The sequence below is a fragment of the Mycobacterium sp. genome (assembly GCF_036488105.1).
Taxonomy (GTDB): Bacteria; Actinomycetota; Actinomycetes; order Mycobacteriales; family Mycobacteriaceae; genus Mycobacterium.
The window spans coordinates 36,715-56,434 of sequence record NZ_DASXHW010000109.1; the positions used below are offsets into that span (position 1 = coordinate 36,715).

Annotated in this window: 20 protein-coding genes; 7 read left to right on the forward strand and 13 right to left on the reverse strand. The window is 63.8% G+C overall.

Annotated elements, in window-relative coordinates:
- The first annotated feature begins 67 nt into the window (after positions 1-67).
- A complete protein-coding gene (locus tag VGH54_RS05900) occupies positions 68-736 on the forward strand; it encodes a response regulator transcription factor (RefSeq protein ID WP_331511000.1) in 669 nt (222 codons plus the stop codon).
- Between the two features lie 32 nt (positions 737-768).
- Here VGH54_RS05900 and VGH54_RS05905 read toward each other — a convergent pair whose 3' ends face one another.
- From VGH54_RS05905 to VGH54_RS05915, 3 genes are read right to left on the reverse strand one after another with little or no spacing between them, the layout of a single operon-like run.
- Complete coding sequence (locus tag VGH54_RS05905) at positions 769-1,938, reverse strand: amidohydrolase family protein (RefSeq protein WP_331511001.1); 1,170 nt, start codon at positions 1,936-1,938, stop codon at positions 769-771.
- A complete protein-coding gene (locus tag VGH54_RS05910) occupies positions 1,935-2,987 on the reverse strand; it encodes an amidohydrolase family protein (protein WP_331511002.1) in 1,053 nt (350 codons plus the stop codon). The genes VGH54_RS05905 and VGH54_RS05910 overlap by 4 nt, the downstream gene beginning before the upstream one ends.
- Positions 2,984-3,343, reverse strand: a complete 360-nt coding sequence (locus VGH54_RS05915; protein ID WP_331511003.1) for a Rieske (2Fe-2S) protein — start codon at positions 3,341-3,343, stop codon at positions 2,984-2,986. Before VGH54_RS05915 ends, VGH54_RS05910 begins: the two co-directional genes overlap by 4 nt.
- A 100-nt stretch (positions 3,344-3,443) precedes the next feature.
- On the opposite strand from VGH54_RS05915, the gene VGH54_RS05920 reads away from it, so the two are divergent.
- The 4 genes from VGH54_RS05920 (at position 3,444) to VGH54_RS05935 (ending at position 8,042) form a co-directional block, all read left to right on the forward strand.
- A complete protein-coding gene (locus tag VGH54_RS05920; RefSeq protein ID WP_331511004.1) occupies positions 3,444-4,679 on the forward strand; it encodes a cytochrome P450 in 1,236 nt (411 codons plus the stop codon).
- On the forward strand, positions 4,676-5,833 hold the full coding sequence (locus VGH54_RS05925; protein WP_331511005.1) for a Zn-dependent alcohol dehydrogenase: 1,158 nt from the start codon (positions 4,676-4,678) through the stop codon (positions 5,831-5,833). Before VGH54_RS05920 ends, VGH54_RS05925 begins: the two co-directional genes overlap by 4 nt.
- A 24-nt stretch (positions 5,834-5,857) precedes the next feature.
- Complete coding sequence (locus VGH54_RS05930; protein ID WP_331511006.1) at positions 5,858-6,607, forward strand: alpha/beta hydrolase; 750 nt, start codon at positions 5,858-5,860, stop codon at positions 6,605-6,607.
- 79 nt (positions 6,608-6,686) lie between these two features.
- Positions 6,687-8,042, forward strand: a complete 1,356-nt coding sequence (locus VGH54_RS05935; protein ID WP_331511007.1) for an HNH endonuclease signature motif containing protein — start codon at positions 6,687-6,689, stop codon at positions 8,040-8,042.
- A 50-nt stretch (positions 8,043-8,092) separates the two neighbouring features.
- Here the strand turns inward: VGH54_RS05935 and VGH54_RS05940 are convergent, their stop codons facing one another.
- The 3 genes from VGH54_RS05940 to VGH54_RS05950 form a co-directional block, all read right to left on the reverse strand.
- A complete protein-coding gene (locus tag VGH54_RS05940; protein ID WP_331511008.1) occupies positions 8,093-8,464 on the reverse strand; it encodes a DUF732 domain-containing protein in 372 nt (123 codons plus the stop codon).
- A gap of 336 nt (positions 8,465-8,800) precedes the next feature.
- On the reverse strand, positions 8,801-10,021 hold the full coding sequence (locus VGH54_RS05945; RefSeq protein ID WP_331511020.1) for a cytochrome P450: 1,221 nt from the start codon (positions 10,019-10,021) through the stop codon (positions 8,801-8,803).
- A 25-nt stretch (positions 10,022-10,046) separates the two neighbouring features.
- Positions 10,047-11,087 (reverse strand): LLM class F420-dependent oxidoreductase, encoded by a 1,041-nt coding sequence (locus VGH54_RS05950; RefSeq protein ID WP_331511009.1) that lies wholly within the window; start codon positions 11,085-11,087, stop codon positions 10,047-10,049.
- 158 nt (positions 11,088-11,245) lie between these two features.
- On the opposite strand from VGH54_RS05950, the gene VGH54_RS05955 reads away from it, so the two are divergent.
- Positions 11,246-12,742, forward strand: a complete 1,497-nt coding sequence (locus tag VGH54_RS05955) for an acyl-CoA carboxylase subunit beta (RefSeq protein ID WP_331511010.1) — start codon at positions 11,246-11,248, stop codon at positions 12,740-12,742.
- A 3-nt stretch (positions 12,743-12,745) separates the two neighbouring features.
- On the opposite strand, the gene VGH54_RS05960 is transcribed toward VGH54_RS05955, so the two are convergent.
- Genes VGH54_RS05960 through VGH54_RS05975 form a run of 4 tightly spaced genes read right to left on the reverse strand, consistent with a single transcriptional unit; the run spans position 12,746 to position 16,090 of the window.
- A complete protein-coding gene (locus tag VGH54_RS05960) occupies positions 12,746-13,582 on the reverse strand; it encodes an SDR family oxidoreductase (protein WP_331511011.1) in 837 nt (278 codons plus the stop codon).
- Between the two features lie 11 nt (positions 13,583-13,593).
- Entirely contained in the window at positions 13,594-14,664 is a 1,071-nt protein-coding gene (locus VGH54_RS05965; RefSeq protein WP_331511021.1) for a TIGR03857 family LLM class F420-dependent oxidoreductase, read from the reverse strand.
- The gene (locus tag VGH54_RS05970) at positions 14,628-15,011 is read right to left on the reverse strand and encodes a nuclear transport factor 2 family protein (RefSeq protein ID WP_331511012.1); all 384 of its coding nucleotides are present in this window, start codon (positions 15,009-15,011) and stop codon (positions 14,628-14,630) included. Before VGH54_RS05970 ends, VGH54_RS05965 begins: the two co-directional genes overlap by 37 nt.
- Entirely contained in the window at positions 15,008-16,090 is a 1,083-nt protein-coding gene (locus VGH54_RS05975) for a phosphotransferase (protein WP_331511013.1), read from the reverse strand. Before VGH54_RS05975 ends, VGH54_RS05970 begins: the two co-directional genes overlap by 4 nt.
- Positions 16,091-16,158: 68 nt before the next feature.
- Here VGH54_RS05975 and VGH54_RS05980 point away from each other — a divergent pair, with 68 nt between their 5' ends.
- The gene (locus tag VGH54_RS05980; protein WP_331511014.1) at positions 16,159-16,800 is read left to right on the forward strand and encodes a helix-turn-helix domain-containing protein; all 642 of its coding nucleotides are present in this window, start codon (positions 16,159-16,161) and stop codon (positions 16,798-16,800) included.
- On the opposite strand, the gene VGH54_RS05985 is transcribed toward VGH54_RS05980, so the two are convergent.
- The 3 genes from VGH54_RS05985 to VGH54_RS05995 all read right to left on the reverse strand — a co-directional run.
- Complete coding sequence (locus VGH54_RS05985; RefSeq protein ID WP_331511015.1) at positions 16,763-17,884, reverse strand: PHB depolymerase family esterase; 1,122 nt, start codon at positions 17,882-17,884, stop codon at positions 16,763-16,765. The genes VGH54_RS05980 and VGH54_RS05985 overlap by 38 nt on opposite strands.
- 9 nt (positions 17,885-17,893) lie before the next feature.
- Complete coding sequence (locus VGH54_RS05990; protein WP_331511022.1) at positions 17,894-19,516, reverse strand: NAD(P)/FAD-dependent oxidoreductase; 1,623 nt, start codon at positions 19,514-19,516, stop codon at positions 17,894-17,896.
- Positions 19,509-19,720, reverse strand: a 212-nt coding sequence (locus VGH54_RS05995) for a nuclear transport factor 2 family protein (protein WP_331511016.1), incomplete at its 5' end; no start/stop codon positions are given. The genes VGH54_RS05995 and VGH54_RS05990, both read right to left, overlap by 8 nt.

A 19,720-nucleotide genomic window follows, 5' to 3' on the forward strand; every position in this document is an offset into this window, starting at 1 on the left:
CCGCCCAACCGCCTCCGGAGACAACTTCGACCATCGACACCCTCAGACGAGTCCAAGTGAAGCGAGAATGAAGATCCTGCTAGTCGAAGACGAGCGGCGCCTGGCGTCCACTCTGGCCAAGGGCATGCGGGCTGCGGGCTACGTGGTGGTCACGGCAACCAACGGAACTGACGGCTTATGGCTCGGCTCGGAGGAGCAGTTTGACGCGATCGTGTTGGACATCATGCTGCCTGGGCTGAGTGGGTATGAGGTGCTCCGACAGCTACGCGCACGCGAGGTTTGGACACCGGTCCTGATGCTCACCTCTAAGGACGGTGAGTACGACGAGACGGACGCATTCGAACTCGGAGCCGATGACTACCTCACGAAGCCGTTCCGATTCCGGGTGCTCATCGCGCGGCTGTACGCATTGGTCCGGCGTGGGGCTCCGCAGCGTCCCGTCGTACTGACCGCCGGCACCCTAACCCTCGATCCATCCCGACGATTGGTCACGCGCGGCGGTACGTGCATTTCGCTAACGCCCCGAGAGTTCAGCGTGCTCGAATACCTCATGCGCAAGAAGGACACTGTCGTGACGAAGACCGAGATAGTGCAAGGTGTTTGGGACTGGCACTTCGATGGTCCGGACAACATCGTGGAAGTCTACGTGCGCAATCTGCGCCGGAAGATCGATGTCCCCTTTGGTACTAACACGATCGAAACGACCCGTGGTTTTGGTTACCGCCTACTGCCCTGACGCGACTCCAGTTATCGGGGCCGATCCGCGCCTCACTCGAAACTGACATCGACGGCCGGTCGTTCCCCGGGGAGTGCTTTGACGGTGGACGGCAGCCCGTACAGCGCGGTGGCGTTGCCGCGCATGATCCGCTCACGCTGCGCCGCCGGGAATCGGTTGATCGCGTATGTCGGCGCGTCGTAACTCCAGTGCGGATAGTCCGTCGAGAACATCAGGTTGTCGCCGAGGTCCATCATCTCCAGGTACTCGCGGAACTGTTTGACGTCGGCGTCTTCCAGCGGCTGGGTGGTGAACCGGACGTGTTCGCGGACGTATTCCGACGGCCGGCGACGCACGTGCGGAAGGTCGGCGCGACGGGCTTCCCAGATCCGGTCCATCCGCCACATCACCGGCATCGCCCAGGTGAACCCGCCCTCGACGAACACCACCCGCAGATCGGGGTGCCGGTCGAAGGCGCCGTCGAACACCAGGCTCATCAGATGCGAGACGTACAGCAGCGGCCACGAGGCGAAGAAGTCATGCCAGTGCGCCGGGTTGCCGACCGGATACAGCGGAATCAGCTCGAACGGCGTCTGTCCCATCAAGTGGGTGGCCACCGGTAGTCCGTTGGCCGATGCGGCCGCGTACAGGGGGTCGAAATGCGGGTTGCCGAACGGGATTCCACGTGTCTGCGGCGTCATCAACACCTGCGCCATGTACGGGTGGCCGGCCCAGCGTTTTACCTCGCGCGCCGCCAAGCCGGGCACCTGCGCGCTGACGCTGATCGATCCGCGCCAGCGACCGTGGGCGTTGTTGCGGTCCAGCCAGACGTCGGCGAGCCAGTCGTTGTAGGTCGACTTCAGCACGTGTTCGGCCTGCGGAAGCTGTGCATCGCACATCGGTTCCAGCGTGGCGATGCTGACCCCGGCGTCGAGCAGCAGTTGTTTGGCGGCGTAGTCGGGATCGGTGCCGGCGAAACCGCCGCCGGGTGGGGCCGCGTCGACCCGCATCGAGTTGGTCTTGTAGGAATCGGGGGTGTCGTAGAAGTGCGGCACCGGTGTGACCTCGCGGCCGGTTGGCCAGATCTTGTCTACCCATTCGGGAGGCGCGTACGACTTGAGCACGTCGGTCGAGACGGGCATCGGGTGCACATCGGTGTCGACGACGGCCACCGCGATCTCGTCGTGCTCGGTGTGCGGGTCGACCCGTTCGATCGTGGTCATCGGATGCTCCCTTCCGCCGGTGCGGCGAGTCCGTAAAGTTCGGCGGCGTTTCGCCACAACACGTTGTCGCGTTGTGCGCTGTCCAGACCGCCGGCGGCCTCCTCGGGTAAGGACGTAGACCAATGAGGGTAGCCCGATCCGTACATCAGCAGTTCGGCCTTGCCGGAGAACTCCATCCATCGCTGCATCTGACCGGCATCGGTGGGCCCGTCGAAAGCCGACGAACAGAACCGGACATGAGCGGGCAGGTAGTCGCTGGGATAGCGGTCGACCCAGGGTGTCTGATCGCGCATCGACAGCCAGAACGTGTCCAGTCGCCACATCAGCGGGGTCAGGATGTCGTAACCACCGTCGGCGAACACGAACCTCAGATCGGGGTGGCGGCCGAAGACGCCCTCGATGATCAGCGTTGCCATGTGCACGAAGTAGTTCAGTGGCATGAAGGCCGCGTAGCCGGGATAGGTGTCGGCGTGGCCAGCGAAGGTGGGTGGATAGTCGACGCCGTTGCCTCCGTTGATATGCACGGCGACCGGAAGCCCGTGCGCCGCAGCGGCTTCCCAGATCGGCTCGAACATCGGTTTGCCGTAGGGCTCGCGAGACTGCATCGGAACACCGACTTGCACCAGCTTGGGATGTGCGGCAAGACGCTCGATCTCGGCGACCGCACCTTTGGGATCCTCGGGGTTGACCCGGATGGTGCCGCGGAACCGGTTCGAGGAATCGGGTTCCAGCCACCGGTCCAGCAGCCAGTCGTTGACCGCGGCACAGATTCGGCTGTTGAGTAGATAGTCGGCAATGTTGCCTCGGGTCAACGGGTTCAGCACTGCGAAATCGACCTTGGCATCGTCGAACAGGTGGCGGGCAACGGTCTCGGGGTCTGACCCCGGGTAGTGCTCGCCGTACAGGTCCTGCCGGTAGTTTCCCCCCGGCGCCTGATACCACTGTTGTTCCACGTCGGGGATCGAACGCAGTTTGTGGGCGGCGGGTAGATAGCGCCTGATTTCGGCGTTATAGCGGAAATGCGGCTGAACGTTCGTGTCGATGATCATGCGGTCAGGTACACCTTCCCGTGATCGACATCGACGTCGTAGGTACGGACCCGGCGCTTGGGGTCGGCAAGGTTTTGACCCGTGGTGACATCGAATTCCCAGTTATGCCAAGGGCATCGGACGATCTGGCCATCCTTGACGCGCCGAAGGCCGTCGGGCTCGTCGGGCGCGGTCTCATTGGTGCCGCCGATCAGCCCCTCACACAACGGAGCCCCCTCGTGCGAGCAGTAGTTGACGATCGCGTGCAAAGAGCCGCCCACGTTGTAAACCCCGACGCCGAATTTCCCGACGTCGACGAGCTTCATCGCCCCCGGCGGTAGGTCGTCGAGGGAGCACACGAATCGGCGTTCTAGCACGGATTAATACTGTCCTCGTTACGGTAACCACCACAAGCCATTGGGCTTCGTTGCTATCTATATTATGATAGCGACATTCCCGGCCCCCGAAGGAGCGGCAATGACGCTGCGCACCGAACGCCCTGATGTTGGGGACCAGCCCGTCACTCTGGACACCACCGGCGAGACCAGCCCCTATCCGTACTTCGAATACATGCGGCGCACCGATCCGGTGTTCCACGGGTCGCTAATGGACCACGAATTAATGCCGCCAGAGTTGAAACCGGAAGACGAATGGGTGCTGTTCGGCTACGACGGCGTCTTCCAGGCGTTCCGCGACGACAAGGTCTTCACCTCCGCCGCCTACGACAAGACAATCGGGCTGGTGATGGGCCACATGATCCTGGCGATGGGCGGCAAGGAGCATCACGACCATAGAAGCTTGGTAGCCAAGGCATTTCGTGCCACCGCGCTGGAACGCTGGGAGCCGTCGGTCATCGGTCCGGTCTGCGATCAGCTGATCGACGAGATCAAGAACGACGGGCACGCCGACCTGGTGAAGGCGCTGACGTTCGAGTTCCCCACTCGGATCATCTCCGAACTGCTCGGGCTCCCTCGCGAGGACCTTGACCTGTTCCGTCGGTTGTCGATGGACATCATCTCGATCCAGACCGACATCATGGCGGGGTTGACCGCGGCCAACGAGTTGCACGGCTACTTCCTCGACCAGGTAGAGCAGCGTCGCAAGAAGCCGACCAACGACATTATCGGCGATCTCGTCGCCGCGGAGATCGACGGCGAGAAGCTCACCGACGAGGCGATCATCGCGTTCCTGCGGCTGCTGCTGCCCGCCGGCCTGGAGACCACCTACCGGTCGTCGGGCAACCTGCTCTACCTGTTACTCACCCACCCCGAGCAGCTGGCGATGGTCCAGCAGGACCGGTCGTTGATACCGGCGGCGATCGAAGAGGGACTGCGCTACGAGACCCCGCTCGTCATGGTCATGCGCACCACCACCGAGGACGTGGAGGTCGGCGGCCACACCATTCCCGCCAACGCGCAGGTCGATTTGTGTATGGGGTCGGCCAACCGGGACGAGAGCCGCTGGAAGGACCCCAACATCTTCGACATCCGCCGGCCTCGCCAAGCGCACATCTCGTTCGCCGGCGGCATCCACATGTGCCTCGGAATGCATTTGGCCCGGATGGAAACCCGGGTGATGCTGAACAGCCTGTTGGACCGGGCCCCGGACTTGGCTCTGATAGCCGACGACGGGACCGGCGAGGAGACCAAAATCGTCGGCCCGATCTTCCGGTCTCCCAACAAGCTTCCCGTGAGCTTCACGCCAGTTTCATGAAAAGCCGCGCCGCAATCCTGCACGACGTCGGGGGCCCGTGGTCTGTCGAGGAATTCGAGTTGGATCCCCCGAAGGCCGGCGAGGTCCTGGTCAAGATGGCCGCCGCCGGGCTGTGCCATTCCGACGACCACATCCTCAAAGGCGACATGTCGGCGCCCAATGAGGTCATGCGTTCCATGGGGTTGCCCACCATGTTCCCCACCATCGGTGGGCATGAGGGTTCGGGCATCGTGCAGGAAGTCGGTGAGGGCGTCACGGAGTTCGCCCCGGGCGACCACGTGGTGATGTCGTTCGTCGCCGTCTGCGGTCAATGCCGTTGGTGCGCAACCGGAGCCGAATACATCTGCGACGCCGGAATCGGAACCATGATCCCGGGCATGCCCACGGACGGCACGTTCCGCCACCACACCGCCGACGGCCGGGACCTGGGCCACCTCGCCAAGGTGGGGACCTTCGCCGAACACACTGTGGCGTCCACCAATTCGCTGGTAAAGATCGAGCAACACCTTCCGCTGGCGCCCAGTGCGCTGCTGTCGTGCGCCATCCCAACCGGCTACGGCTCGGTTTCCAACCGCTCGAACATGCGCGCCGGCGACACCGTCGTGGTGATCGGTGTCGGCGGCATCGGCACGGCCGCCATCCAGAGCGCCCGGATCAACGGGGCCGCACAGATCGTCGCCGTCGATCCCGTTGAGTTCAAGCAGAAGTCGGCTTTGCGGTTCGGCGCGACGCACAGCGCCGGATCGGCCGAGGAGGCGATGGACTTGGTGCGGGGTCTGACGCACGGCGTGATGGCCGATGCCGTGGTGGTATCGCCGTCTTTGATGAGCCGCGAAGACGTCCGCGACGGAGTGGCACTGACCCGCAAGGGCGGCACGTGCGTGCTCACCGGGATGACCTCGCAGCTGACCCAGTCGGTCAAGATCAACTTGCAGGAATTCATCCTGATGAACAAGACGCTGGCCGGCACCATCTTCGGCTCATGCAACCCAAAGGCCGACATCGACCGGCTGGCCAAGCTTTACCAGAGCGGGCAACTGCTGCTCGACGAGATGATCACCAAGCGCTACCGTCTCGACGACATCAACGATGCCTACGCCGACTTGCTCAACGGTGAAATCGTCCGCGGCATCATCGATTTCGCAGTGGCATAGCTGCCGCCTCCGGGGAGGACACCCGTGCATTCGCCGGCCTTGGTTCTCGTTCACGGCGGCCAGCATTCGGCGGATTGTTGGGATCTCACCGTCGACGAGTTGCGTCGGCGGGCGCCGCATCTGCCGGTACTAGCGGTGGACATGCCCGGCCACGGCACCACACCCGGCGACCTGACCACGGTGAGCATCGCCGCTTGTGTGCGATCGGCAGTCGAGCAGATCGAAGACGCCGGACTCGGCGACGTGATAGTCGTCGGGCATTCGCTGGCCGGCCTGACGGTGCCCGGCATGGTGACCAAGCTGGGCTCCCCGCGGGTGCGGGAGATGGTCTTGGCGGCATGCTGTCTGCCAGTGCAGGACAAGGCGATCGTCGACACGCTGAACGGACCGCTGGCCTGGTATGTGCGTCGGGCGGTTCGGCTGCGAAGGCCGCCGGGGACAATGCCGAATATTCTGAGCGCATTGATCTTTTGCAACGGCATGACGCGCAAGCAGCGCCGGTTCACGTTGTCTCGGATTCATCCTGAGGCAGCGACGATCATCACCGAACCGGTCGATCGCAGCGACCTGCCCGATGACGTTCCGCGGACCTGGATCCTGACGCTGCGCGACCATGCCCTGTTTCGCCCCATCCAGTTACGCAGCATCGCCGCGCTCGGCGGCGTGCAGACGCTGATCCCCGTCGACACCTGCCACGACCTGATGATCAGCGAACCCGCGCTGCTAGCCGAAATCCTGCTCGATCGCTGCCGGCTGCGTTCAGCAGACAGCTAGTCGGTCGCGCCTGAAATCACTTACGTCACTTTGGTTTCACGCTGCAAAACTTGTCGGACGGGATCGTTATTATTCGAACATGCGTTCTAGTAGTCGGGAAGAGATCGTCGAGGTCCTCGACGCGCTCGAAGCCGGCTACAAACGCGCACTGGACCTGACCTTCGACGTGCTCACCACCCCCGAACGGCTAAGGGTATTGCAGCGGTGGGAACAGCTGCGCCGCTGGCAACCCGCCGTCGAACACGCGCTGATCAACCAACTCGCCGAGCAAGCCGACCCGACCGAGCTGGGCGGCAAGCTCGCCCCCGCGTTGGCGAATCGGTTGCGGATCAGCCGCGCCGAGGCATCGCGGCGTGTGCACGAAGCCGCCGACCTCGGCGAGCGGCGCGCGTTGAACGGTGAGCCGTTGCCGCCCGTGTTACCGGCTACCGCCGAGGCGCAGCGCAACGGCGACATCGGCACCGGTCACGTCGCAGTGATTCGCGGGTTCTGGCATCGACTGCCGGATTTCGTCGACATCGAGACCCGGTACAAAGCCGAGGCCCAGCTGGCCCGCCTGGCCGGTGAGCATCGCCCTGATGAGTTGGCCAAGCTTGCCGACAAGCTGACCGACTGCCTCAACCCCGACGGCGACTTCAGCGACGTCGACCGCGCCAAACGCCGCGGCCTCATCATCGGAAAACAGGACCTCGACGGCATGTCGCCGGTCAGCGGGTATCTCAATCCCGAGGCACGCGCGACCATCGACGCGGTCTTCGCGAAACTGGCCGCACCAGGAATGTGCAACCCCGCCGACGACGAGCCGTGCATCAGCGGCACCCCCTCACAAGCCGCCATCCAGGGCGACACCCGCAGCCTCGGGCAGCGCAACCACGACGCCCTGCTCGCCGCGGCCCGCGCGCTGCTGGCCTCCGGCGAACTCGGTCAACACAACGGACTGCCCGCCAGCATCATCGTCACCACCACGCTGCAGGAACTGGAGAAGGGCGCTGGGCGCGGGCTGACCGGCGGCGGTACTTTACTGCCGATGTCTGACGTGATCCGGCTGGGCTCCCATGCCCACCACTATCTGGCGATCTTCGACAAGGGCAAAGCACTCGCGCTCTACCACACCAAACGCCTCGCCTCGCCAGCCCAGCGAATTGTGTTGTACGCCAAGGATCGTGGTTGTTCATTCCCGGGATGCGACGTGCCGGGCTACCTCTGCGAAGCGCATCACAACGACCCCTACGCCACCAACCCCGTCACCGACGTCAACGAGCTGACTTTTGGCTGCGGCCCCAACCACAAACTCGCCGAACAAGGCTGGACCACCCGCAAAAACGCGCGCGGCGACACCGAATGGATCCCACCGCCGCATTTGGATTACGGGCAACCCCGCACCAACACCTACCACCACCCCGAAAAACTGCTACAGGATGATGAATTCCCTTAGCGGGCCGAGCCGATGTGTCCCAACACCAGATCGACTGCTGGGCTATTGGCTCACTTGTTCTGCGTATCGGGGCAATACACGATAATGGCGTCGCGCTCGAATGGCCCCACCTGCCCAGCCGCTAAACCCTGCGATTGCAGCTCGGCATTGATCTTCCACATAGCTTGGGCGTACGGACTCGGGTGCGCGCCGAAGATCCAATTCCGCTCGGTATCACGAGAAAGACCGTCATCGGCACACCGCTCACGCGCAATGGCGATCAACCGGTCCGATGGACCGACATTCATCCCGTCTTTCGACAGCAACCCTAAAAACTGGGCATCCAGCGTGTCGGCATGGGCGACAGCAGCCGCGAGCAGTACAGCTGCGACGGCGGCTAAGACCGGACGGAACGGATCGAGGGTGATGGTTGAGTGTGGCACCGATCTTTAAGAACCGCCAGTCCCGGTAGCCCTAGCCGGCTGAGCCGATGAACCCCAACACTAAATCTGCCACCTTCTCCCGTTGGTCGAGCTGCAGGAGATATCCGACATGCTTGCTATATAACGGAATTCGCGCTTCCGCTTGTAGCTCTTTCGCCGCGACGCCGGTATTGGCCAGGATGGGCGCTCATCGGCACAGGTGTCGGGCCATCTGCCGCGCTCGGCCCGCGTTACGGTGCGTCGTAATAGTGTATTTCGCCGGTTTGCCGCTAGCCGCGGATCAACACCTTTCATCACCCCGAGAAGCTTCTCGAGGATGACGACGAGGCGCCCTAATCAGCGCAGCGAGTAACGGACCGGCAGGTGCTTGAGCCCGCCGACGAACGTCGTCGCCACGGTTTCTGGGTCACCAGTCAGCTCAATCGATTTCAGCCTCGGTATCAGCTCGGAGAAGAAGCTGCTGACTTCCATGCGGGCCAGCGCAGCCCCCAGACAGAAGTGCACACCGTAACCGAAAGCCAGGTGCTTGTTGGGATCGCGGCCGACGTCGAAGCGGAACGGATCGGCGAAGGCCTCTTCATCCCGATTGGCCGATACATAGGACAGCAACAGTGACTCTCCTGCCGCGATCGGTACTCCGCGCACTGCGGTGTCTTCGGCGGCAGTGCGCATGAATTCCTTGACCGGCGTGACCCATCGGATCATCTCCTCGGTGGTCAGCGGCATCAGGTCGAGATCATCACGCAGCCGGTGCAGTTGGTCGGGGTTCTCGATCAGACCGTGCAATCCGCCGGAGATGGTCGCGCTGGTGGTGTCGTGGCCGGCGGTGGCGACGATGAGGTAGTAGGACACCGTCTCGATGTCGGACAGTGGCTCGCCATCGATGCGGGCGTTGGCGATAGCGGACGCCAGATCTTCGGTCGGGTGTTCGCGGCGCGACGCGGTGACGCCATTGAAATAACCGAACATGTCGAGCAGGGCCGGTAATTGATCCTCGTTGTTGCTGCCGCGTTTGAACTCGCTGTCGTCGCTGCCGAACAGCTCCTGGGTGAGCTTGAGCATTCGCGGGAAGTCCGATTCGGGGATGCCCAGCAGCGACATGATCACGTACAGCGGGTAATTCACCGCGACCTCTTGAACGAAATCGCACTCGGGGCCGACCTCCATCATCTTGTCGACGTAGTTCTTGGCAAGCTCGTCGACGCGAAGCTTCAGCGCCCGCATCGCTTTGGGCCGGAACCAATCCGCACCGATCGCCCGCACCACGCGGTGTTGTGGATCGTCGAGATGGATCAGCGTGCGCACCCCGGCCGCGGCTTGCAGCTCGTCGCCTTCCGCCGTCGTCAGAACCGGGCGCGGCCAGTTGGTGAACAACGTGTTGTTGCGCTCGATGTCCAGGACGTCCGCGTGCTTGGTGATGGCCCAGAAGGGACGGTAATTTGGCACCTCGACCCGGGAGACCGGAGCGTTGGCCCGCAGATGCGTCAGTGCGGCATGCAACCTCGTCTCGTCGGCATAGGCCTGCGGGTCGGCGAGGACCTTGGCGGCTTCGTCCATCGTCGGTGTGCTCATCGGCGGCTCCTCATTGACGCAGCTCCTGCAATACCGCGGTGACGGTGTTCTTGGAAAGGGTACGGGGAAACGCCGGCATCACGCGGTCGATGACACCGTCGCAGCGGCCTTTGAGCGCGGCAGCGAGTTTGTTCGTCGGCGCGACAACGGCGAACGCATCCAGAATCTCGTCGTCGACCAGCGTCGTCATCGCGTCCCATTCCCCCTGCAGCGACAGCCGGTGCAACTCGGACGCCACGTCGCCCCAGCCGTGCAGTTCGAGAACTTTGCGGTAGGCCGGTGTCGATCCGTAGAAAGCGATCTGTTTACGGACTCCGGCTGCGCCGGCGCTCATTTCGGCGTCGTCGGCGCCGGTCACCACGAACACCGGGCACGCGATCTGGAACGTGCTGCGGTCACGCCCGGAACGCTCGAGCCCGCCCCGGACCGCCGGCAGAGTGACCTCGTGCAGATACCGCCGTGTCGTGAAAGCATGGGCCAGAAGGCCATCGGCGACCTCGCCGCACATGTCGGTCATCGCCTCGCCGACGGCGGCGATGAAGATCTGGGGCGCGGCGTAGGGCTGCGGCTCAGGTGTGAACATCGGCGTCATCAGCTTGTGCGTGTAGAACTCACCCTCGAACCGCAGCCGGGTGCCGTCCTTCCACGCCGACCAGATCGCCTGTAGCGCAAGCACGAACTCGCGCATTCTGGCCACCGGGTGGCTCCACGGCATGCTGAATCGCTTCTCGATGTGCGGCTTGATCTGGGTACCCAGGCCCAGAATGAAGCGGCCTTGCGAGTAGGTCTGCAAATCCCAGCCGACGTTGGCAACGGTCATCGGGTTACGCGCGAATGCCACCGCGATGCTGGTGCCCAGCTCGAGTCGCGAGGTGTGTTCGGCAGCCAGCAGCAGCGGCAGAAACGGATCATGGTTGATCTCGCCGGTCCAACACGCGTCGTAGCCCTGTTGCTCGAGTTCACCCGCCAGTTCGGGCACGCGAGCGAGGTCGGTGAAGACGCCGCCGTCGACCTTGAGGCCGCACGCTTGCGTTGAGCGCTCAAGCGTCATACTCGTGAAGCTACAGTAAGCGATTCGGTAGGGTCAATGTCGGCTACGCGCAGAGGTAGCAAGAACGCTGCAGCGCCGCCGGCCGCTGGCCGTGCACCTCTCGCAGACGCTACAGTAAGCACTTCAGTAGGTGGCGGCCGACGAGTGAGGACGTGCCAATGACGAAGCCCCCCGACTGGCAGGAGACGCTCGACGATCTCGAGAATCGCCGCCAGCGCACTTTGGCGATGGGCGGTCCGGAGCGGTTGGCCAAGCACCACGGCAAGGGCAAACTCGATGCACGGGCGCGCATCGACCACCTTCTCGATCCTGGGACGTTTCGCGAAATCGGCACGTTGGTCGGCGGCGAGACCGCAGCTGACGGCATCGTCGTCGGGTCCGGCTTGATCAATGGATCACCGGTGATGCTCGGCGCCGAAGACTTCACCACGCTGGCCGGCAGCATCGGGCCCGGTGGCAACTCCAAGCGCTACCGCATTGCCGAACTGGCGCTCCGGGACAAGATTCCGCTGGTGATGCTGCTCGAAGGTGCGGGGTTCCGTCCGGGCGGCGGGCACTATGGACGCTCCCCGACCGACCTACTCGCACAGGCGCAATGCTCGGGCCGGGTGCCGACCGTCGGCGCCGTGTTGGGCCCGTCGGCCGGGCACGGCGCGTTGGTGGCGCCGGTGTGCGACTTCCGCATCATGAGCGAACAGGGGGCCATCTTCACCGCCGGGCCTCCCGTCGTCAAAGAGTCGACCGGAGAAGACATCTCGAAGGAGGACCTCGGCGGACCCGGCGTGGCGTTGGCCAGCGGGGTGATCCATAACGTCGGCGAGGACGACGAGGCGGTGCTCGACGACATCCGTCGCTACCTGTCGTACTTCCCGTCCAGCGCATGGTCATACCCGTCGCCGCTGCCCGACGACGAGACGACACAGCCGCGGCCGACGCCGGAGTTGATCGAGATCGTCTCGCGCGACAACCGCCGCGTCTATGACATGCACTCCGTGCTCGACGTGATTTTCGACCGGCCGGACTGGTTCGAGGTCCAGCCCCGGTTCGGCAGGGCGATCATCTGCGCGCTCGCCCATCTCGGTGGCCATCCGGTCGCGGTGGTGGCCAACCAACCCAAGGTGCTGGCCGGCTCCATCGACGCCGACGCCGCAGACAAGGCGGCGCATTTCATCATGGTGGCCGACTCGTTTCACCTGCCGATCGTCTTCCTTGCCGACAACCCAGGCATGTTGCCCGGGAGCCGGTCTGAGCGCAGCGGGGTGCTGCGGGCCGGCGCCCGCATGTTCGCCGCGCAGACTGCGGCCACCACGATCAAGCTGCATGTGACACTGCGCAAGGCCTACGGATTCGGCTCAATGGTCATGTCGCTGTTGAGTTTTGACGGCCAAGGCGCCACCTTCGCCTACCCGGGCGCCACCATGGGTGCGATGAGCGCGGCGGCGCTGAGCAAGGCATCGCACGCCGGTGAAGACCTCACCGCAAAGCTGCGCGATGCAGAATTGCAGGCGTCCTACCGTTCCGCCGAGCACATGGGTTTTGATGAGCTGATCGATCCACACGAGACGCGCGACGCGCTGCTAGCGTCGTTGCGGCGGGGATTGTCGAGCCGGCAGGCCGCCGCCGAACCGGTGTGCCGGACCGTCATCATGCCCTGAGGGTCAGCAGACGTAATTCTCGCCGCTGGCGCGAACGGTCACGTCGCTGATGTTGATTCCCCACGGCTGGTCGATGACATGTACCACGGCGTTCGCCAGATCATCGGGACTGATCAGCCAGTACTCCACGGAGTCCACGTCCATCTGTTCGGGTCGAAGCGCTCCGGTTTGCAAGTTGCCGGCATTTTCGAGGAACTGGGCGCCCTTCTGCCCCACGATGCCGATGATCGCCGCCTCGTTGACGACCCCGGCGGCGAGATTGGTTCCAAGAACACCCGTCGGCTTGACCGTGGTCACCTTGATCCTGCCTTGGGCCTCGACCCGCAACGAATCCGACAGCACATCGACGGCCGCCTTGGTCGCGCTGTAGACGCCGGAGCCTTCGGTTCCGGCATTGCCGTAGATCGACGAAATGTTGACGACCTGACCGCGGCCCTGCTTGATCATGGTGTCGTAGACGGCTGAGATACCGTTCACGACACCCTTGATGTTGATGTCGATCGCCTTGTGCCACTTCTCCCACGCGCGTTCGTGATCGGCGAAAAACGCCAGCGGCATCACACCGGCGTTGTTCACGATCACGTCGATGCGACCGTAGGCGTCGACGGCGTGTTGGGCCGCCGCCTGAACCTGGGCCATGTCGGTGACGTCCGCAACGTGGGCGGTCCCTTCGAAGCCGGCGGCCCGGATGCCGTCGAATACCTCGTTCAAGCCTTCGACGCTGACGTCGACGCCGACAACCTTCGCGCCACCGGCGGCACACTTTTCCGAAATCAGCTTGCCGAAACCGCTCGCCGCGCCGGTCACGATAATGACCTTGTCCTTCAAATACTGCGACATACCTTTTCCTATCAGGTCGCTCGGTACGCCGCGACGACGGGTTCGAGTTCGTCGGGGGTGGCGCCGTGCATGATCAGCGCGTCGGCCCCGTAGTCGAATTCCTTGCGGATCCGCTCCACGCACTCACTCGCCGACCCGGTCGCCGACGGCTCCAGCCACTCGTCGGGAATCAGCGTCGCGATGTGCTCGATCTGCTCGGGTGTGGCTTTGTGGTCGATCCCGCCGGCGATCGACGTCACCACCGAGTCAGCCCGAAACCGTTGTAGGACAACGGGGTCCCAGTTATTGGTCTGCACCAACAGGTCCCCGTAGCCCTGAAGATAGGTGGCCAGACGCGCGACGGTTTTCTTCAACCGCAGCTGTTCCGGGAGATGGTCGCCGACCGTGGCGAAGCAGGACCACACCCGTACGCTGTCGGGGTCGCGACCGGCCTTTTCGGCGGCGGACTTCACGGTTGTGACGCAGCGCTGCAGCGTCTCCGGCGTGAAGTAGGTGTGCAGGATGACGTCATCGAACACCCGGCCGCCCAACGCCAATGTGTTGGGTCCAAACGCCACCAGGGCAAGCCGGATGTCCTCCTTGAAATCCGGATCGAGAAAAAGGATGGGGTACTTGCCCATTGGGCCGTCGTGGTTGAAGATCACCTCGCCATGCCAGAGCCGGCGCATGACCTGCGCCCAATCCTCCATCTGTGCGGTCGTCACCGCCGGAATGCCGAATGCCCCATAGATGGCGGCGATACCGCGCCCCACGCCGAGAGTGAAGCGGCCGCCGGACAGCCGGTGCATCGTCGTTGCCCACGATCCGGTGATCAGCGGATGTCGGGTGTTGTGATTGGTTGCGGCGGTGGCGATCTGCATCCGGCTGGTCACCGCACACGCCGCCCCAACCAGTGACGACGCCTCCTTGACGTTCCAGCGCTCTGAGATGAACGCCGTGCCGAAGCCCAGCTCCTCGCCGCGGCGGGCCTCGTCCATCAAGGTGGCCGGCCCCTCACCGCCGGCTCCGGCCAGCAGGTAATAACCCAATTCGTCGAGCGTCTTGATCAACTCCAAACTCCTTGCTTGTAGCCACAATTCCAGACTTCGGTGATCTTCCCGGCAACGACGCGGAAGATCTCCATGCTGCCGACGTCAACATTGGTGCCATCCTTGAGCGTCATCGGAGACTGGTAGACGATGGCGACGTGTTCGCCATCGTCACCGGCAACCACCAGATTCAGGTCGAATCTGATGGCCTCGAACATCGCCCAGTGATCGGTGATGCGGTTGACTGCCTCCTCGTGCGTGAGCAGGGTCGCCTCGCCCACCTCATGCCGGGTGACCGTGTCGCCGATCAACTCCTCGGCCAGCGCGAAGTCGCGCTTGTTCCACACCACGAGGTTGTAGAGCTCGACGACCTCGCGGGCCGTGCGGGATGAGGTGCTCATTCGAACACCTCAGTTGCGTCCAGGTCGTCGATGGCGGCCACCGCCCGTTCGGTTAGCTTCAGGCACAAGGCGCGTGAGCGCTCCGGCATCGTGTCCCAGCCGACGAGCGTGATGACGGGGAGAAGCATCAGATAGGCGACCGCAAGCCGATAGTGGCGCCACGCCTCGTCGAACGAATAGTCAGTGACACCGTTGTCGGCGAGCCGAGCAAGGTATTCGCGCACCAGCTGCTCGTCGTGTCCGTGACGCACCTCGGTGGGCAACCCTTGGCTGATCAGGTACGCGACATCGGTCGCACCGGCACCCCGAGATGCGAACTGAAAGTCGACAATCTTCAGCGAGTCTCCGTCGAAGAACATGTTGTCGGCCCGGATATCCCCGTGCAGCAACATCGGCCGTACCGTCAAAGCGGCCAGCGCTTTCGGCGCCAGTTCAACGAACCGTTCGGCATACCTTGCCACCGCGGTGGGAACCGCCACCGCCGACCTGTCGCGGTAGACGCGCCATCCGAGCTCGAAGGCGGGATGCAGGATGTCGCGGACAATCGGCGCGTCAAGGCTCGGAAACGCGTCGAGCGCCGTCGCGTCGGTGGTGGTGACCGACCAAGCGTGCATGCCGGCCAGCTGCTCGATGCACAACCGAGCCCGATGCATCGACAGACCCGCCAGGTGATCAGCGTTGTCCCAGGCTCGCAGATCCTCGAGCACCAGCACGAAATCCGCTGAGTCCTCAGCCATCCCGGCGGCGTAGACATGTGGTGTGTTTATCGGGGCCCTGCCGGCAATGTATTGGTAAAACGATAACTCTCGCCGATAGCCGCCGAGCATGTCCATCGCCCACCGCGCCTCGGATTGGGCGGGCAGCTTGACGATGACAGTCGACGGCGCGCCGGGTTCGCCCGTCAGGTGAACCCGGTACAGCAGCGACGAGAATCCGGTGTCTTGTGCAATCTGTTCGACACGAATGGCATTGACGGTCAGACGTTTCGACGAAGCGTGGTCTGCGCGCATGGCCTCGCTGAGCCACTCGACCGTCACCTCGTCGATTGCGCGGGGTACACGCGTTTCGGCCAGTGTCATCATCGCGCTCCTGAAAGATATTTGACGATGAACAACTAACATAGTTGTCGAGGGTTTAAAATGCAACCGTGCCATCCCCTGCACGCGGGCTCACCCAACCCGAGCGCGTGGAATTGTCGAACCGCCGCTTACTACACGCCGCGGCTGAGCTGATCGTGGAGAAGGGTTGGGAAGCGACCACAGCCGCAGAGATCGGGCGCCGCGCGGGATACAGCCGCGCCATGGTGCACGCCCGGTACGGCAGCAAGGACGCCATCCTCGAAGCCTTCCTCGGAGAGTATGTGAAGCGGCTCAACCCCGAACCCGACCCGAGCACCATCGGCATGCAGCAGGTCCTCGCGCACTTCGATCGCATACAGGAAATCCTTGGCGAGGATCGCGAACTCCTGCGGGCGATGTTCGTTGCCACGTTCGAAGCAGCGAAGACGACATCGCCTCTGCGCCAACGGGTCCAGGCCCAACTCACCAGCGGTGCGGTCAAAGTCGAAACGGGCCTGCGCAACGGTATCGACGACGGCTCAGTCCGATCCGATATCGATATCGATGCTGCCGTCAAGGACATCACCGCCGCGGTGTTCGGCATCGCGTTTCAGTGGGTCGCACTACCACAAGCTCATGCCCTCGATGACGAGCTGGACTGCGTTCGCTCCCGGATCATTCGGCAGTACGGCTCTACAGCTGCTCAACTTCGCGCAGGAATCGCTCGGTAACTCGCCGCACCCGCCGCGAGAATATGTGACCAACGTGGCTGCCGTCATACCAGTACAGTTGGCCACCCCACCGGTCCTGCAGCGCGGTCGTGGGCTCGCGCATCGCCATCCGGTCGTGCCACGCACCGACGATGAGCCGCCGATGTGGCGGAGGCCCGGGGTCGACGGCCAGCGGATCGATGACCGAGGTCAGTTGCGAGACCACCGGGGATGCCAGCAACTCGCGGAATACATCTCTCGACGAGCCCCAACGTCCCAGGTGTCGTGCGATCATGGCATTCAGTCCGAGGATAGGGGTGTACAGCCCAACCGCGTCGATGTCCCGCTGCAGGTGTGACACCAGTGCGGCCACTGGGGTGCCCATCGAAATCCCCGACACCACAACCGCGCTGGCTTGCGGCCGGACCCATTTGACCACGGCGCGTACCTCCGACACTGCGCGCATCATGCCGGCGACATTGCCGAGCGGGTCCATGTCCGGGTACGCCGGCCATTCGCGCCGCCGGCAGCCGTGGCCGGGCTGCACCGGCATTGCGACGTTGAATCCCAACTGGTGATGGATCCGTCCGATCCGCGTCAGCAGCAGGTCTTCGGCGCCACCCTGGCCGGCGCCGTGCACCCATATCAGCCACGGCCGGGGGCCATCGGTATGGCGGCACAGGTGCACCACGGCCCTCGCTGGGCCACCGAGACCCTCGGCCGCCAACGTCTTCGGCAGCGCTGGATCGTGCTCGAACGTCAGCCGTTCGTACGCCAGACCGGCGATGCGCCGTCGCTGTGTCGTCTGCACCTGCAACGGTTCTGGGTCGGCATGCGCGTGATCGATGCCCAGCGCCGACAACTCCTCGGCTGCCCCGACGCACGCGTCCGGCGACCGGATCGCCTTTGGTGTTCCGCCTAGCAGCGAAAACCCGGATAGCACAAGTTCATCGAGCATGACCTCGCCGAACTGACGCACCCCGCGCGGCGACGCCGGCGTCCACCCGGTCGACTCGTTGAGGCCGGCCACGGTCCGAGGCACCACCATGCCCAGCTCGCGGACCACGTCGTGGGTTAGGCCAAGGCTGCGCGTCGCCAACGACATGCCGCTCACCTACGCCAGTTTGAAACCGGTGTAACCGGCGGCCGCAATTTTGTCGCAGCGGCGCCGGTATTCAGGGATTCCGCCGGTGTAACCCATGTACATCCGTTTCTTGCCCGGCACGTTGCCACCGTTGTACCAGGAGTTGCACGACGGATGGACGAGAACGGTCGGGGCGACCAACGAGGTGGCATGGTCGATCCACTCCTGCTGCGCGGTCGACAATGCCTCGATGGTGCGAATACCGTTGGTGCGCATATGTGTAATGCAGTCACAGATCCAGTCCACATGCTGTTCGAGGGCGGCGACGAAGTTGGTGGCCGCGCTCGGGCTGCCCGGGCCCTGAATCGTGAACAGGTTCGGGAAGCCGGCGACGGCCAGCCCCAGATAGGACAGCGGCCCTTCGGTGGCCCAGAATTCGCCGAGCGAAAGTCCGTCGCGGCCACGAATGTCGATGCGGCTCAACGCGCCTGTCATTGCGTCGAAGCCGGTGGCATAGACGATCACGTCGAGATCGTAAGAACGTTGGTCGGTGCGAATACCGGACGGTCTCACGGCGCGGATCGCTCCCTTGCGCAAATCGACGAGCGTTACGTTGTCGCGGTTGAACGCCTCGTAGTAGCCCTGGTCGATGATTGGCCGCTTACAGCCGAACGGGTGATCGGGCACCAACGAGGCCGCCGTTTCGGGGTTCTTGACGATCCGGGCTACCGCCTCGCTATACAACCTTGCCGCCATCCGGTTGGCCTCGAAGTCGAAGAAGATGTCACCCCAATTCAGCGCGCCCAGCACGCCGTCCTCTTCGACGGCGCGTAGTTGATCTTCGCGTGACGCCGTCTTCAACGGCGGCTTGCCGAGCATCCCGAGCAGCACCGAGAAGGCGCTCAGCCGCGCCGCTCCAACCGGGTGGGCTCGTTGGGCCGCCCGGATATCGTCGTAGTGCGCTTTCAGCTCGTCCAGCTCGCCGGGCTCGAAGCGCCGCACCCGCCACGGCAGGGTGTAGGCCGGAGAACGCTGAAACACATAGAGCTGCTCGGCCTCTCGAGCAACCACCGGGATGAGTTGGACACCGGTCGAGCCGGTCCCGATGACGCCGACCCGGTGTCCGGCAAGGTCGACGCCGTCCTTCGGCCAGCGGCTGGTGAACAACGACGTCCCGGCGAAGGAGGCTATCCCGGGGATGTCGGGTTCCAGCGGCGCGGACAAGATTCCGGTCGCGGCGACGACGATCGGGGCCTTCAGACTCTCACCGGCTTTGGTGCGCAGCGTCCAGTCCGCCGCCTGCTCGTCGAAGGTCATCGCGACGACCCTGGTGCCGAACTGGATGTCACGGCGAAGGTCAAGGCGGTCGGCAACGAAGTTCAGGTAGGCCTCCACCTCGGGCTGGGCCGGCATGGTCTCGGTCCACACCCATTCCTGCTGGATTTCCTCGGAGAAGCTGTACGAGTACTCGATGCTCTCGATGTCACACCGCGCACCGGGGTAGCGGTTGTACAGCCAAGTGCCACCGACGTTTTCGGCCATCTCCAACGCCCGGGTCCGGAGCCCGAGCTGACGCAGCCGATGCAATGTGTACAAGCCGGAAAATCCCGCACCGATAACGAGCGCGTCGAAGCGCGGATCGCTATCACGCATTGTCACCGGTGATCTGCTGGATGGTCCGAGTCAGGTGCAGCGTCTTGATCCGCCAAGTGCCGTCCTGCTTTTCATATGTCTCGTGGTAATGGCCCGCGCCGTGCAGTTCGTTGCCATTGCCGAATATGACCCAGTCCTCCATCGCCCAGATACCGGTGGCGGTCACGGGCGAGGTGAGGGTGATTTCCGGGGTATGGCAATGGT